This window comes from Bradyrhizobium lablabi (assembly GCF_018129385.1).
GTDB classification, from domain to species: Bacteria; Pseudomonadota; Alphaproteobacteria; order Rhizobiales; family Xanthobacteraceae; genus Bradyrhizobium; species Bradyrhizobium lablabi_C.
Genome location: NZ_JAFCLN010000033.1, coordinates 26,469 through 39,020, shown reverse-complemented (window position 1 = coordinate 39,020; position 12,552 = coordinate 26,469). Strand labels below are relative to the sequence as shown.

Sequence of the window (12,552 nt, the reverse complement as noted above, 5' to 3'; positions counted from 1 at the left end):
CACCTGTATGCTCGTGTGCACCTTTTTGTGCTTGCGCATCAGGCGCACGAGACCGCGGGTGCAGCGCGCACCCGGCATTCCCTGCGCCCTCTCTTCGGAGGGGAGCAACGACGAAGCAAGACTCGGGTGCGAATTGCATCGCGAGATCGCGAACACATACTCACTCGTCATCGTCCGCGAAGGCGGACGATCCAGTATTCCAGAGGCCGCAGTGATGAACCGAGAAGCTGCGGCGTACTGGATCGCCCGGTCAAGCCGGGCGATGACGGCGGTGAAGCTGTTTGACAATCGTATCTGAAATCGCGGCGGCGCGCCCTCGCCCGCTCACTCCACCGGTATCACATCCACCGCCACACTCAGCTTCTGCTTCGGCGATCCCACGATGATGCCGTCCACCGGCGAGACGTCGGAAAAATCGCGTGCCACCGCCAGCACAATATGATCATTCGCGATCATGAGATCGTTGGTGGGATCGAAGCCGATCCAGCCGAGCTCGGCGCCGCACCACACCGAGACCCAGGCGTGGCTCGCGTCGGCGCCCTGTAGCCGCGGCTTGCCCGCCGGCGGGATGGTGCGCAGATAACCGCTGACATAGGCAGCCGGCAGCCCGAGCCCGCGCAAGCCCGCGATCATCACATGCGCAAAATCCTGGCAGACGCCGTGGCGCTTCTCGAAAACCTCCCTGAGCGGCGTCGAGATCACCGTCGCCTTCGGATCGTATCTGAAATCGCTGCGGATGCGCCGCATCAGGTCGGCCGCACCGGCAACGATGCCGCCGGCGTGCGGAAAGCTCGTGGCGGCATATTCGGTGACAGGCCGCAGCACCGGGATCAGCGTGCTGGCAAAGACGTAACCAACCGGCGACGCAGGCCCGAGGCTGGTGGCCTCGAACGCAACATCGCGAATACTCTCCCACGAAGGGCTTGGCGCGGCACGATCAAGCGCATGACGATCGACCGAAACCCGCGAGCGCGAATCGATCCGCAAGGTGCGATGCGCCGCCTCGATCAGCACGCTCTCGGTATGAGTACCGAAGAAATCGCGCCGCGCGGTGCGCTCGGCAGGCTTCGGCCTGATCTCGACGCTATGCGAGATGAGCTGCTGGCCATCGCCGCTCCTCGGCTCCAGCCGCAGCGAGCATCGCGCAAAGCTCACCGGGCTCTCGTAGGAATAGGTGGTGACGTGCCTGACGTCGTAGATCACGCGAGCCCTGTCAGCTTTTCCGGCCGGCTGGCATTGGGCCCGTGCGGGAAATAATGCAGGCCGATGGCCTCCGAAAGGTTGAGCAGATCCTGCTCCAGCGCGAACAGCGTCTTCACTTCCAGCGAGGATACCTCGGCCGTCGTCAGCGTGGCCTGTGCCGCGACTGCCAGCCGCTGCGGCCGTTCGATCAGGCCGTACTCCTTCAGGCTCGGCAATGCCGCGATATGCTCGTTCAGCGCCGCGACCTGGAAGGCGACCGAGCGAGGATTGTAGGGATCGAGCACGACGAGATCGCGCACCGGCTCCAGCAAGGGCGCCACCAGGTAGCGCGAGCGGTAGGTGATCTGGCAGTCGACCAAGGTCAGCAGTACGTCGAGGTCGTCCTCGCCGGCCTCGTCAAAGGCGAACTGGCGCGCGAAGCGCACCGTATTGATGGCGCGCTCGGCGCGGCGGCCCATGTCGAGGAAGCGCCAGCCGGCGGCACGGTTCATGTTCTCGTGCGCAAGGCCCGCAAAGCTCGCCAGATCGCGCAGGGTCAGCTCGGCGGAGGTGAGGATGCCGTCGTCGTCGTCGACGTCGAAAGCAAGATTCTCCGCCATCTCGGTGATGACCTGCCACGCGTCGGGCGACAGCCGCTCGCGCAGCGAAGACGCAGTCCGCAGCGCCGAACGGAGCAAACTGAGCGCCGATCCGAATCGCTCCTCACTCTGCAACGCCTCGGCGGCGACCTTGGCGGATTGCGACCGCGACGTCTGCGAGACCGCGCCCCAGGTCACGAGCAAACGCTGGATGCGCTCGGCGGCATGCAACCCGGAAGAATTTTTTGCCGGCTCGCGCGCCTGCGTTCCGAGCGCGCGGATCAGCCGCAGCGTCGCCTCGGCGCGCTCGAGGTAGCGGCCGAGCCAGAACAGATTGTCGGCGGCGCGGCTCGGCATCACGCCGGCGATGCGGCGGATGCGCACCGTGTCGACCGCCGGCAGCAGCGTCGAAGCCGAGACGGCCTTGTCGGAGACGACCCACACGTCGGCCGCCTTCGCGCCATCGCCCATCGAGATCGCGCGCGCATCCGCCTGCTCGGCGATGCGGGCAAAGCCGCCGGGCATGATGGTCCACCCATCGGGCGTAGCGGCTGCGAACACGCGGAGCACGAACGGGCGCGGCGCGATGTGGCCGTCTTCCCACACCGGCGTGGTCGACAGCCTGACCTGCTCCTGGCCGGCAAAATCGATGCCGCGTTCGGAAATCGCGCTGGCGAGCCGCTCGCGCGCATCGGTCGACAATTCGCTCGTCAGCACCGGGCCGTTGCTGGGAAAGCCGGGAACGCCGCGCGTATAGGCGCCTTCGATGGCGACCTCGTCGAGCCGCGACAGCACCTCCTCGCGCGCCGCCTTCTGGCCGCACCACCAGGTTGCGATGTGCGGCATCTTCAAGTCTTCGCCGAGCAATCGCCGCGCCAGACTAGGCAGGAAGCCGAGCAGCGCCCTCGCCTCCAGCACGCCCGAGCCCGGCATGTTGGCAACCACGACGCCGCCCTTGCGCAGCACGTCGATCAAGCCGGGCACGCCGAGATGCGAGGAGGCATCGAGCTCCAGCGGATCGAGTGAATTGGAATCCACGCGCCGCAGCAGCACGTCGAGCCGCTTCAGGCCCGCGACGGTGCGGATATGAATGCGGTCGCCGCTCACGGCGAGATCGTCGCCCTCGACCAGCATGAAGCCGAGATAGCGCGCGAGCGTCGCGTGCTCGAAATAGGTCTCATTGAAGCTGCCCGGCGTCAGCAAGCCGATGCGCGGTTCGTCGCGGTCGGCGCTGGCGCGCAAGGCATCGCGAAAGGCTTCGAAGAACGGCGCGACGCGCTCGACATTCATCGACTTGTAGAGCGAGGTGAACGCGCGCGACAGTACCAGGCGATTCTCCAGCGCATAGCCCGCGCCCGATGGCGCCTGGGTGCGGTCGCTCAGCACCCACCAGCGTCCGTCCGGTCCACGGCCGACATCGGCGGCATAGACGCTGAGATAGCGCCCGCCCGGCGGCTTCATGCCGCACACCGCGCGCAGATATTCGTTGCTGCCGGCAATCGCCGCGGCGGGAATTGCGCCTTCGGCGACCAGTCTTCCGTCGCCGTAGATGTCGCGCAGGACCATCTCGAGCAACTGCGCGCGCTGGGCAATGCCGGCGGCGAGTTGCCGCCAATCCGCGGCATCGATGATCAGCGGCAGATGGCTCAGCGACCAGGGCCGGTCGGCGGTATCGCCCGGCGCGCGATAGGTGACGCCGGCCTCGCGCAGATGGCGGTCGGCGGAGGCGAACCGCCGCTCGATCTCGGGCGGGGCAAGCGTCGCAAAGGCGTCAAAGAAGCGGGTCCAGACCCCGCGGGGAGCGCCGTCCGGGCCGATGAATTCGTCGGGGATTCCGGGCAGACGGACGTAGTCGCGGGTCCATTGCGCCAGCCGCCGGTTGGCCGGCCGCGCCTTGCTGTCCTGACTGTCGCCCTGGCCGGCCTGTCCCGCCATCCGACTCTCCCAACCACCCCTCCTTCAATGCCGGAGCGGCGTCCGCAAGTCGAGAGTCAACGGAAACTCTGCTGTTCGTTCCTCCGGCGGCGGGTCGATTTTTCCCGGAGTGTGGCCGTGATCCTGGAAGCGCGCCAGCCGCCGCGCCTCGGCTTCGTAGGAATTGACGGGCTTGGTCTCGTAATTGCGCCCGCCGGGATGGGCGACATGATAGACGCAGCCGCCCAGCGAGCGGCCGTTCCAGGTGTCGATCAGGTCAAAGGTCAGTGGCGCGTGGACCGGAATGGTCGGATGCAGGCCCGAGGCCGGCTGCCAGGCCTTGAAGCGGACGCCGGCGACCGCTTCGCCGGAGCGGCCTGTCTGCGTCATCGGCATCCGCCGGCCGTTGCAGGTAACGATGTGCCTGCCTTCGACAAAACCCTCCGCCTTGACCTGCAACCGCTCCACGGACGAATCGACATAGCGCACCGTGCCGCCCGCCGAGCCCTCCTCGCCCAGCACATGCCAGGGCTCCAGCGCCTGCCGCAGTTCCAGCCCCACGCCGCCATGATGGACGCGGCCGAACACGGGGAAACGGAATTCGAGCTGGGCGGTGTACCATTCCGGCGAAAATTCGTAGCCGGACTGCTTGAGCTCGGCGAGCACGCCCAAAAAATCTTCCCACAGGAAGTGCGGCAGCATGAAGCGATCATGCAGCGTGGTACCCCAGCGCACGAATTTCCCCTGCTGCGGCTCGCGCCACAGCTTCGCGATCAGCGCGCGGATCAGAAGCTGCTGCGCCAGCGACATCCGGGGATCGGGTGGCATTTCGAGCGCGCGGAATTCGACGAGGCCGAGCCGGCCGGTGGGGCCATCGGGCGAATAGAGCTTGTCGATGCAGATCTCGGCGCGATGGGTATTGCCCGTTATGTCGACGAGGATATGCCGGAACAGGCGATCCACCAGCCACAACGGCGCCTCAACGCCGGCCGGCGGCACATGCGCCAGCGCGATCTCCAGTTCATAGAGCCCATCATGCCGCGCCTCGTCGATGCGCGGCGCCTGGCTGGTCGGGCCGATGAACATGCCGGAGAACAGGTAGGACAGCGACGGATGCCGCTGCCAATACAGTACGAGACTCCTGAGCAGATCGGGCCGGCGCAGGAACGGCGAATCCTCCGGCTTGCTGCCGCCGACCACGACATGATTGCCGCCGCCGGTGCCGGTGTGACGGCCGTCGATCAAAAAGCGGTTGGCGCCGAGCCGCGTCCTGGCAGCGTCCTCGTAAAGGCCGAGCGTAATATCGACCGCCTCGCGCCAGCTTTGCGCCGGCTGCACGTTGATCTCGATCACGCCGGGATCGGGCGTCACCTTGATGACCTCGATGCGCGGATCGAACGGCGGCGCATAGCCTTCGACATGCACCTGCATCCGCAGCTCTTCGGCGCTCGCCTCGAGCGCCGCGATCAGTTCGAGATAGTCCTCCACCCGCTCGACCGGCGGCATGAAGGCGCACAGCACACCGTCCCGAATTTCGATCGCCATCGCCGTGCGAACCGGCGGCGGCTTGCGCTTCTCCTTCTCCTCCTCGGTGAGGACGCCCTTGTCGAAGTCCGGCAGGTCACCGCGCGGATCCATCGGATCGCGCTCGACGATGTAGGGATAGTCCTCCGGCGGCACGTATTCGAGCGAACCGATCGGCAGCCGCAGCCCCATCGGCGAATCGCCCGGCGACAGAAACAGATTGCTGCGGCGAAGCTTCCAGTGCTCGCTGCGCCAGCGGCCGGGATGCGCGCTGGCAATCGTGTTCCAGCGCTGAATCGGCAGCACAAAGCCCTTGGGCTCGTTCAGCCCCCGATCGAACACCCGGGCCATCCGCGAGCGCTCCTCGGGATCGCTGAGTTTCGAGTCGGTCGGATCGACATTGGCCGGCAGCGCCGCCTCCTTCTGAAGCCAGTGCGCGGGATCTTCATAGGCCGGCAGCACATAATCCTGGCCCAGCCCGAGCCGCTTCGCCGTGCCCTCGGCCAGTTGCCTCGCGTCCTTGACCGCGGCCTTGTTCGGATTCTCGATCTTCGCGATCAGGTCGGAATTTTTCCAGATCGGCACGCCGTCCTTGCGCCAGTACAGCCCGAACGCCCAGCGCGGCAGGCTCTCGCCCGGATACCACTTGCCTTGCCCGTAATGCAGCAACCCGCCCGGGGCAAAGCGCGTGCGCAGCTTGCGGATGAGATCGTCCGCAAGCGCGCGCTTGGTCGGACCGACGGCGGCGATGTTCCACTCCGGCGCTTCGAGGTCATCGACCGACACGAACGTCGGCTCGCCGCCCATCGTCAGTCGCACATCGTGCGTCTTGAGATCGGCATCGACCTGCTCGCCGAGCTGGTCGAGCCGCGCCCAGGATTCATCGGAGAACGGCCTTGTGATCCGCGGCGCCTCGCGAACGCGTCTGACGCTCATCTCGAAACCGAACTCGACATTGGCAGCGCCGGCGCTGCCGGAGATCGGCGCTGCCGAGCGGTAATGCGGCGTGGCCGCGACCGGGATGTGCCCCTCGCCCGTCAGCATGCCCGAGGTAACGTCGAACCCGATCCATCCGGCGCCCGGCAGATAGACTTCGGCCCAGGCGTGCAGATCGGTGAAATCGCTTTCCACCTCGCGCGGCCCTTCGACCGGATCGACATCCGGACGAAGCTGAATGAGGTAGCCGGAGACAAAACGCGCAGCGAGCCCGAGATGGCGCAATATCTGGATCAGCAGCCATGCAGAGTCACGGCACGATCCGGAGCCTTTGGCCAGCGTCTCCTCCGGCGTCTGAATGCCCGGCTCCATGCGGATGACGTAACCGATCCGCTTCTGAAGCTTCGCATTGAGATCGACGAGAAAATTGACGGTGCTGTCGGCCTCGCGCGGAATGTCGTTCAGGTAAGCGCTGAACAGCGGCCCCTGTTCGGTCGTCGCCAGATAGGGCGCAAGCTCCGTCTTGAGGTCGTTGGTATAGGCAAACGGAAAACTATAGGCGTAAGGCTCGACGAAGAAGTCGAACGGATTGACCACCGTCATCTGCGCGGTGAAGTCGACCTCGATCTTCAATTCGCTCGCCTTCTCCGGGAAGACGAAGCGCGCCAGCCAGTTGCCTTGCGGATCCTGCTGCCAGTTCACGAAGTGATTGGTGGGCGTGACCTTGAGCGAGTAGCTCAGGATCGGCGTGCGCGTATGCGGCGCAGGGCGCAGGCGGATGGTCTGAGGGCCGAGGTCGATCGGTCGGTCGTATCTGTAGTGCGTGACGTGATGCAGTGCGACGTAGATCGACACGGGATGAACAACTCCAGCGGCTTTTTTAAGCAGAACACCGCTGATGGCCCCGATCAAGCACTAACAACGGGCACGAGGTGCCTAGGAACTATTCCATCGTCGTCCCGGCGCACGCCGGGACCCATAACCACCGATATCAGATGTAACGAAGGCAACTGGCCGCGGAGCAGTTCGGAAAGGCCGCGGCGTATGGGTCCCGGCGTTCGCCGGGACGACGGTCTACATCGTGGCGCCAAGCACCCACGGCGCGAACTCCGCGCCGCCGAAATCGAACGCTTCGCTCTTGGTCGGCCTGCCCGAAGCGGTCTCCAGCATCAGTTCGAAGATGCGCTGGCCGCATTCCTGCACGCTCTCCTCGCCGTCGAGGATGGTGCCGCAATTGACGTCCATGTCGTCTTCCATCCGCTTGAACATCGGCGTGTTGGTCGCAAGCTTGATGGATGGCGCCGGCTTGCAGCCGAACACGCTGCCGCGGCCGGTGGTGAAGCAGACCAGATTGGCGCCGCCGGCCACCTGCCCGGTCGCCGCCACCGGGTCGTAGCCGGGCGTATCCATGAACACGAAGCCCCTTTTGGTCACCGGCTCGGCATAGTTGAGGACGTCAACGAGATTGGTGCTGCCGGCCTTCGCCATCGCGCCCAGCGATTTTTCCAAAATGGTGGTGAGGCCGCCGGCCTTGTTGCCGGGGCTCGGATTGGCGTTCATCTCCGCGCCTTCGCGCTGCGTGTATTCCTCCCACCAGCGCATCAGGCCGACCAGCTTCTCGCCGACCTCGCGGCTGACGGCACGGCGGGTGAGCAGATGCTCGGCACCATACGTCTCGGGCGTTTCCGAAAGGATCACGGTGCCGCCGTGGCGCACCAGCAGATCGCTCGCTGCACCGAGCGCAGGATTGGCAGACACGCCGGAATAACCGTCGGAACCGCCGCACTGAAGGGCCACCGTCAATTCGCTCGCAGGGACCGGTTCGCGCTTCACCTTGTTGGCGTCGGTCAGCGCCTCCCTCACGAAGGCAACGCCTGCCTCCACCGTCTTGCGAGTGCCGCCGACTTCCTGGATATCCATCGCGCGCAGGCGGCCGGCGAGCTTTTGCTCCTCCATCAGCCCGCCGATCTGGTTGACCTCGCAGCCGAGGCCCAGCACGACGACGGCAGAAAAATTCGCATGGCGCGCAAAACCGCCGAGCGTGCGCCGAAGCAGCGCCAGCGGCTCATCCTGCGTCATGCCGCAGCCGGTCTTGTGCGTCAGCGCCACAACCCCGTCCACATTGGGAAAGTCGGCCAGCGGATTGTCGCCGGTGAACGGATTCTTCCTGAAGACATCCGCAACCAGGCCAGCGACATGCGCGCTGCAATTCACCGAGGTGAGGATGCCGATATAATTGCGGGTCGCGACGCGGCCGTCGGGCCGGCGGATGCCGTCGAAGGTCGCGGGCAGATCGAAATTCGGCATCGCCTTCACGTCGACGCCGTAAGCGTAATCCTTGGCGAAATCGCCCATGCCGCAGTTTTGGGTGTGCACATGCTGGCCCGGCGCGATCGGCGCAGTGGCAAAGCCGATGATCTGGCCGTAGCGCCGCACCGGCTCGCCGACCGCGATCGGCCTGATCGCGACCTTGTGCCCCGCCGGTATGCGTTCGACCGTCGTGACCCCTTCGGCCACCACCATGCCCGGCGGCAAGCTCGAGCGCGCGATCAGCACGCCATCGTCGGGATGCAGGCGGATCACGGGTGCCGGGGCCATGGGAGTCTCCTTCATACTCAGAGCTATCGTGCCCCGGATGCCGCGCAGCGCGCAAGCGGTGCGCTGCTGATCCGGGGCCCATGTTCCACTGCGCCGAGATGGGTCCCGGCTCTGCGGTGCACCGCTTGCGCGCTGCACCGCGTCCGGGACACGGGATCAGGCCTTCCCGCCGGAGTCCTTGCGGGTCTGGTTCACCTGCATCTTGGCATAGGTCATCATCAAGCCGCTCTCGTTCGAGAGCGTCACGAGCTTGAAGCCCATGTTGATGGCGCGCACGGCGCCCTCTGCGCCCGAGCAGTGGATGCCGGGATTGAGGCCGCGCTTGCCGCACTCCTTGATGATCTTCTCATAGATCTTGAGGATCTCCGGCTCGTCGCGATCGAGTTTCGGCACGAGGCCATAGGAGAAGCCGAGGTCGGACGGGCCGATATAAACGCCGTCGATGCCTTCGACATCCAGGATCGCTTCCATGTTCTCGATCGCGGTCTTGGTTTCCATCATCGGCAGCAGCACAATCTCGTCATTGGCGGTCTGCTGATAGGTGCCGGCCGAGCCGTACATGCCCGAGCGGATCGGACCGTTCGAGCGCGTGCCCTTCGGCGGATACTTTGCGTAGGAGACCAGATTCTTTGCTTCCTGCGGCGTATTGATCATCGGGCAGATCACGCCATAGGCGCCACCGTCGAGCACCTTGCCGATGATGCCGGGCTCGTTCCAGGGCACGCGCACCATCGGCGTGACGGGGTGGCCGTTCATGGCCTGAAAACATTGCACCATCGAAAGATAATCCTGTACGCCGTGCTGCATGTCGACGGTGACACTGTCGAAGCCGCATTGCGCGATCACCTCGGCGGAGAAGCCGGAGGGGATCGCGAGCCACGCGTTCACCACCGCCTTGCCGGAGGCCCATACATTCTTGACGTTGTTTTTAGCCACTTTGTTTCTCCTATTGAATTCTGCTCGCCGTCATTGCGAGCGAAGCGAAGCAATCCAGAGCCGAGCAAGGACTCTGGATTGCTTCGTCGCTTCGCTCCTCGCAATGACGGAAATCATGATGAAGTCGCCCGCTGAATGCTGACTTCGCTGACGCCGACTTCGCGCGCGGTATTGACGATCGCGGCCCACGTGTCGTCCGGCAGCGGCACGCCGTTCTTCGTCCGATCAGCGCGCGTCTTGCGCTCTTGATCGCCGGGAATCAGCACGCTGTCGACGCCAGCGATCGGCTTGGTGGCGCGGATGAAGTCGGTGTAGCGCGTTATCTCGCCGTCGAAGAAGTTGCTGGTGTCGACCACGTTGGGATCGATGTAGAAGGACAGCATGCCGTTGGCGAAACGGCGGTCGCCCGATGTTGCGCCGGTGCCGGTGAGCGCGCCGCCGAGCAGTTCGCAGATGAAGGCCAAGCCAGAACCCTTGTGCTCGCCGAAGGCGCGGATCGCACCGGTGCCCTTGGTGTGGTCGCGCGGACCGTCCGGCGTGTACGGGCCGTAGAGTACGCTCGGCTCCTCGCTCAACGTACCGTCGGAATCGACCAGCGCGCCCTTCGGCAACTTCTTGCCGCCGCGGCTTGCGACCAGCACCTTGCCTTCGGCAACGACCGAGGTCGCGAAATCCAGCACGATCGGGTCCTGCCCCTTGCGCGGAATGCCGACGCAATAGGGCGCGGTCGAAAGGCGTTTCTCGACGCCGCCATAGGGCGCGACCAGCAGCGAGCCGGCGGCGTTGACGAAATGAACCGACACCAACCCTTCGGCGGCGGCCATCTCCGCCCAATCGCCGACGCGGCCGATATGTCCGGCGTTGCGCAGCGCGACCGACGACAGCCCTGCCTTCTTGCACTTCTCGATGCCGAGTTTCACCGCCTGCGGCGTCACGGTTTGTCCGTAGCCGAACTTGCCGTCGACGACGGCGAGCGAGGGCGTGTCGACGACGACTTCGGCGGTCTGGTTCGGCACCACCGAGCCCATCTTCTTCCACCTGATATAGACGGGCACGCGGATGACGCCGTGGCTGTCATGGCCGGTGAGATTGGCTGTTGTGAGATAGCTGGCGATGCGCCGTGCTTCCTCGGGCGTAGATTCCGAATGGGTGAAAACCTCGGAGACGAAATCGATCAGCCTGTCGACTTGTATCGTGACCATGTCTGGAGTTTAGCCCTGTCCTTGTGTCGGAGACGCTATAGCGACCCCTGCTCCTGTACCGGTTTTGATGACCGGCTTGGCCGGCACTTTGAGCGAAAAATCGCGTCTGTGTCCATGGCCACGGGCGATCGATCGGCCGATGATTGCAATCATTCCCGGCCGCTATGCATCGCGCCGGTAGCATCATGCAAATTTTGCTTACTCGTCCGGTCCGGCGTCACCGTTATCAGCGGCCTCCAACCCGGCAAGGCTGCTTTCCAGCGCGCCCAGCATCTCCTGCAACTCGGCCAGTTTTCGCGCGCCGTAACGCTTTGTGATTTCGGCGTAGATCATTTCGGAGCTCGGGGCGACGGCTTCGATCAATCTCATGCCCTTGGCAGAGATCGACACCATGGCGCGGCGCAGATCGGCCTTCGCGGCCTTGCGTTCGATCAAGTCGCGCGCCTCGAGATCGCGCAGGATACGCGACAGGCTCGGGCCCAGCAGGAACGCGACGCGCGCCAGTTCAGTGACTTCAATGCTCTCCACCGACGTCAGCGCACGAAGGATCCGCCATTGCTGCTCGGTCAGCCCGTGCTGCCGCAATGCTGGACGGAATTGCCGCATCACGGCCTCGCGAGCACGGAGCAGCGACATCGGCAGCGAGCGGGAAAACTCGCGCATCGGCACACGCCTGGCCGCTGGCGCGTTCAACACATTCGAGCTGGAACCTTCGGGCGATTTCTTCGACGCCATGCGCTTCACGTTTGCGCTGCAACAAGCAGCAATTCAGTTTGCCCAAATACATTTAACATGTTAATCATCTCCAGGCATCCCCTTTCTTAGACGTTCCCATGGCCCTTTCCAAAGACGATATCCGCCGCGCCGCCGAACGGCTCGATCATGCGGAAAAAACCCGCACCCAGATCCGGCAGATATCGCTGGAGCATCCTGGCATCACCATCGCGGATTCCTACGCCATCCAGAAGGCCTGGATCGAAATGAAGGTCGCGGCGGGCCGCATCGTCAAGGGCCACAAGATCGGGCTGACCTCGAAGGCGATGCAGAGTGCGCTCAATATCGACGAACCGGACTCCGGCATTCTGCTCGACGACATGTTCTTTGCCGATGGCGGCCTGGTGCCGACCGAGCGCTTCATCGCCACGCGCGTCGAGGCCGAACTTGCCTTCGTGATGAAGACACGGCTTTCAGGCCCGAACTGCACGATGTTCGACGTGCTGAATGCGACCGATTTTGTCGTGCCGGCGCTCGAGATTCTGGATACGCGTGTCGAACGTGTCGACCCCGAGACCAAATCGACTCGAAAGATTTTCGACACCATCGCCGACAATGCCGCGAATGCCGGTATCGTGCTCGGCGGCCGGCCGATCCGGCCCCTCGATGCGGATCTCCGCTGGATCGGCGCGCTCTGCTATCGCAACGGCCAGTTGGAAGAAACCGGCCTTGCCGCCGGCGTGCTCAACCATCCCGCCACCGCGGTCGCCTGGCTCGCCAACAAGATCGCGCCGAATGGACTCGCGCTCGAACCGGGGCAAGTGGTGCTCGCCGGATCGTTCATCCGCCCGATCGAAACCCGCAAAGGTGACACGATCCAGGCCGACTATGGACCCTATGGTTCAGTGAGCTGTTACTTCGCCTGAAGCATCAAGAAAATCGGAGTG

9 protein-coding genes are annotated in these 12,552 nt (G+C 64.7%); 2 read left to right on the top strand and 7 right to left on the bottom strand.

Annotated elements, in window-relative coordinates:
- On the top strand, window positions 1-298 hold a 298-nt coding region (locus JQ628_RS33380), incomplete at its 5' end, for a hypothetical protein (protein ID WP_212230607.1).
- A 26-nt stretch (window positions 299-324) separates the two neighbouring features.
- Here the strand turns inward: JQ628_RS33380 and JQ628_RS33375 are convergent.
- From JQ628_RS33375 to hpaR, 7 genes are all read right to left on the bottom strand, one after another.
- Window positions 325-1,203: a transglutaminase family protein gene (locus JQ628_RS33375; RefSeq protein WP_212230606.1), complete on the bottom strand. Its 879-nt coding sequence runs from the start codon at window positions 1,201-1,203 to the stop codon at window positions 325-327.
- Window positions 1,200-3,716 (bottom strand): circularly permuted type 2 ATP-grasp protein, encoded by a 2,517-nt coding sequence (locus JQ628_RS33370; protein ID WP_212230601.1) that lies wholly within the window; start codon window positions 3,714-3,716, stop codon window positions 1,200-1,202. Before JQ628_RS33370 ends, JQ628_RS33375 begins: the two co-directional genes overlap by 4 nt.
- A gap of 24 nt (window positions 3,717-3,740) precedes the next feature.
- Window positions 3,741-7,010, bottom strand: coding sequence for a DUF2126 domain-containing protein (locus JQ628_RS33365; RefSeq protein WP_212230599.1), 3,270 nt, complete (start codon window positions 7,008-7,010; stop codon window positions 3,741-3,743).
- Between the two features lie 219 nt (window positions 7,011-7,229).
- Window positions 7,230-8,753: a UxaA family hydrolase gene (locus JQ628_RS33360; protein ID WP_212230596.1), complete on the bottom strand. Its 1,524-nt coding sequence runs from the start codon at window positions 8,751-8,753 to the stop codon at window positions 7,230-7,232.
- 156 nt (window positions 8,754-8,909) lie between these two features.
- Window positions 8,910-9,689 (bottom strand): HpcH/HpaI aldolase family protein, encoded by a 780-nt coding sequence (locus tag JQ628_RS33355; RefSeq protein ID WP_212230595.1) that lies wholly within the window; start codon window positions 9,687-9,689, stop codon window positions 8,910-8,912.
- A gap of 113 nt (window positions 9,690-9,802) precedes the next feature.
- On the bottom strand, window positions 9,803-10,891 hold the full coding sequence (locus JQ628_RS33350) for a malate/lactate/ureidoglycolate dehydrogenase (protein ID WP_212230591.1): 1,089 nt from the start codon (window positions 10,889-10,891) through the stop codon (window positions 9,803-9,805).
- A gap of 198 nt (window positions 10,892-11,089) precedes the next feature.
- Window positions 11,090-11,554: a homoprotocatechuate degradation operon regulator HpaR gene (gene hpaR, locus JQ628_RS33345; protein WP_212230590.1), complete on the bottom strand. Its 465-nt coding sequence runs from the start codon at window positions 11,552-11,554 to the stop codon at window positions 11,090-11,092.
- Window positions 11,555-11,724: 170 nt separating this feature from the next.
- Here hpaR and hpaH point away from each other — a divergent pair, with 170 nt between their 5' ends.
- A complete protein-coding gene (gene hpaH, locus JQ628_RS33340) occupies window positions 11,725-12,531 on the top strand; it encodes a 2-oxo-hept-4-ene-1,7-dioate hydratase (RefSeq protein ID WP_212230589.1) in 807 nt (268 codons plus the stop codon).
- Window positions 12,532-12,552: the final 21 nt, after the last annotated feature.

Excerpts from the sequence above, each read along its gene's own strand:
- JQ628_RS33370 (WP_212230601.1), bottom strand. The coding sequence starts at position 3,716 with ATGGCGGGACAGGCCGGCCAGGGCGACAGTCAGGACAGCAAGGCGCGG.
- JQ628_RS33360 (WP_212230596.1), bottom strand. The coding sequence starts at position 8,753 with ATGGCCCCGGCACCCGTGATCCGCCTGCATCCCGACGATGGCGTGCTG.
- JQ628_RS33350 (WP_212230591.1), bottom strand. The coding sequence starts at position 10,891 with ATGGTCACGATACAAGTCGACAGGCTGATCGATTTCGTCTCCGAGGTT.
- hpaR (WP_212230590.1), bottom strand. The coding sequence starts at position 11,554 with ATGCGCGAGTTTTCCCGCTCGCTGCCGATGTCGCTGCTCCGTGCTCGC.
- hpaH (WP_212230589.1), top strand. The coding sequence starts at position 11,725 with ATGGCCCTTTCCAAAGACGATATCCGCCGCGCCGCCGAACGGCTCGAT.